Genomic DNA, 3,023 nt, shown 5'->3' with positions numbered 1-3,023 from the left:
ATCCCGGGGTCCCCACGCACACCGCGGTGCCCCGTGCCCGTCGCTCGTCCGTCCGCTCGCCCTGTCCGCGCATCATCTTCTTCTCCTCCGTGGTTCGCAGGGCCGACCCCCGCAGGTCCGGCCCCCGACCGCGGCGCCACCCCCGTGGGCGCCGCGGTACGGACCATCCTGGGTGGTGGCGCGCGCGGACTCCATGGCGTTTGTCTGGCGTTTGCCCGCCAGGTCAGCTGGTGTTCGAGGGCATCGGCCCCGTAAGGTCCATGGCAGAGGCGTCAGCGGGCTGCGGGGACCGCTCGGTGGCCCGTGATGACGACGTTGGCTGTCCGAGGGGCGAGAGTGGCGGTATTCGGCGCGCTGCTGCGGGAGTTCCGGCACCGAGCCGGCTGGACCCAGGAGGAGTTGGCGGAGCATTCCGGTCTCTCCCCGCACGCGATCAGTGTCCTGGAGACCGGGCGTCGACAGCCCCGGCTCTCCTCGGTCTCCCTGCTGGCCAAGGCGCTCGGCCTGGCCGAGGCCGAGCGCGAGCAGCTGCTGACGGCTGCCCAGGAGCAGGCCCGCGGCACCGAGCAGCAGCCGAGCGGGGCGCAGGTCGCCGCCGGGACCCGTGCGGTGCCCCGGCTACTGCCCTACGCGGTGGCGGACTTCACCGGCCGCACCGCCGAGGTCGACCGGCTGCTGGAGCTGGCGGCCGGCACCGAGCAGGGCGCCGCGGCCGTGGTGATCTCCGCGATCGACGGCATGGCCGGGGTCGGCAAGACCACGCTGGCGGTCAAGGTCGGCCACGCGCTGGCCGACCGCTTCCCCGACGGCCAGATCTTCCTGGACCTGCACGGCTTCACCCCCGGCCAGGCGCCGCTGGACCCCGGCGCGGCGCTGGCCCGCCTGCTGCGCGCGGTCGGCGTCGAGGAGGCCCGGCTGCCCGAGCCGACCGAGGAGCGCCTGGACCTGTGGCGCACCGAGGTGGCCCAGCGCCGGCTGCTGCTGGTGCTGGACAACGCACTGGACGACGAGCAGGTCCGCCCGCTGATCCCGGGCAACCCCGGCTCGCTGGTGCTCATCACCTCCCGCCGTCGGCTGCCCGCGCTGCCCGGCGCGGTCAGCCTCTCGTTGGACGTGATGCCGCACCAGGACGCGGTGGCACTGTTCAGCGAGGTGGTCGGCGCCCAGCGGGTGGCCGGGCACGAGGCCACCGTGGGCGAGATCGTCGAGCTCTGCGGGCGGCTGCCGCTCGCGGTGCGGATCTCGGCGGCCCGGCTGGCCAACCGCAGCACCTGGACGCCCGAGCACCTGCTGGACCGGCTGCGCGACCAGCACCGGCGGTTAGCGGAACTGTCCGACGAGGACGTGGGGGTCGCCGCGGCGTTCGCGGTCTCCTACGAGGCGCTCGCCCCCGACCAGCGGCGGGCCTTCCGGCTGGCCGGGCTCCACCCCGGCGAGGACTTCTGCGCCCGCGCGGTCGGCGCGCTCTCCGGCACCGGCGCGGTCCGGGCCGAGGAACTGCTCGAAGACCTGCTGGACCACCACCTGCTGATCGAGCACGCCCCCGGCCGCTACACCTTCCACGACCTGCTGCGCCAGCACGCCCAGTCGATGGCGCAGGCGGAGGAGCCGGCACCGGTGCGGGAGGCGGCCGTCACCGAGCTGCTGGACCACTACCGGTACACGGCGGTCGCCGCCGTGACCGCGCTCTACCCGCACGACCTGCGGTGGCTGCCCGAGCTCGACGAGCCGGCCGGCGGCCGGGTGGCCGCGGTGGACCAGGAGGCGGGCGCGATGGCCTGGCTGCTGGCCGAGCGGGCCAACCTGATCGCCTGCGCGCGCTGCCCGGAGGCGGCCCGGCGCCCGCGGTACGTGAGCGACGTGTCCTGCGTGCTCTACAAGTACTTCGACCACCACGGCTTCTACTCCGACGGCGTCACGCTGCACGGCACGGCCCTGGCGGTGTCCGAGCAGCAGGGGGACCGGTCCGGCCAGGCCCGGGCACTGATCTGCCTGGGCAGCGCCTACTGGCGGCTCGGCCAGTACCAGAAGGTGTTCGAGCCCTGCGAGCGCGCCCTGGTGCTGACCCGCGAGCTGGGCGACCTGGTCAGCGAGTCGCGCTGCCTGAACACCCTGGGCATCACCTACCTCCACATGGGCCAGTACCAGCAGTCGGTCGACCTCTCCGAGCAGGCGCTCGCGCTCTCGGACCGGACCGGCGACCGGGTCGGGCGCGGCGGCACCCTGGTCAACCTCGCCCTCTCCTACGACCGGCTGGGCGACTACGACGCGGCCCGCTCCTACCACCACCAGGCGCTGGAATCCGCCCGGGAGACCGGCAGCCGGGTGCTGGAGGCCCGCTCGCTCTGCAACCTGGGGCTGGCGGACTTCCGGATCGGCCGGTTCGAGGAGGCCGGCGAGCACCTGCGCCAGGCGGTGCAGCTGTCCCAGGAGATCGGCGACCCCAGCGTGGAGGCGATCAGCCGGACCAACCTCGGCGCGGTGTACGAGCGACTCGGGCGGTACGAGGAGGCGCTGGAGCAGCACCAGGCCAGCCTGGACATCTTCACCGCGCTGAAGGACCCGGTCTGGCAGGCCCGGATCACCAACCTGCTGTGCCAGGTGCACACCGTGCTCGGCCGGTACGAGGAGGCGGCCGAGCGGCAGGCCTGGGCGCTGGCCGTGGCCCGCGAGTTCGGCGACGGCAGCCTGGAGGTCGAGGCCCTGCTCGCGCTCGGCGCGAACGCGCTGGCGGCCGGCGACCCGAAGCAGGCGGTGGTCCACTGCCAGGAGGCGCTGCTGCTGGCCACCGAGCAGACCGACCTGCTGGTCCAGGCCCGCGCCCACGCCAGCCTGGGCGACGCGCACCGCGATCTGGGCGCCCCGGCGGTGGCCCGCGAGCACTGGGAGCAGGCGCACGCGCTCTTCGTCCGCCTCGGTGCACCGGAGGCGGACGAGGTGGCGGGCAGGTTGGCGGCGCACTGACGGCCGGTCAGGCCGGTTCGGCACCAGCTGGTGGTGGCGCGGCCGGTCGGTGCCGGGAG

The 3,023-nt window shown here is 74.6% G+C and carries 1 protein-coding gene; it reads left to right on the top strand.

Features of this window, described 5'->3' with window-relative positions:
• The first annotated feature begins 336 nt into the window (after positions 1 to 336).
• Positions 337 to 2,964, top strand: a complete 2,628-nt coding sequence (locus ACFW1A_RS39690; RefSeq protein WP_380418448.1) for an ATP-binding protein — start codon at positions 337 to 339, stop codon at positions 2,962 to 2,964.
• The last annotated feature ends 59 nt before the right edge of the window (positions 2,965 to 3,023 follow it).

Origin of the sequence: Kitasatospora sp. NPDC058965 (genome assembly GCF_042741245.1) — a bacterium.
Classification (GTDB): Bacteria; Actinomycetota; Actinomycetes; order Streptomycetales; family Streptomycetaceae; genus Kitasatospora.
This window is presented reverse-complemented; position numbering and strand designations above follow the sequence as displayed.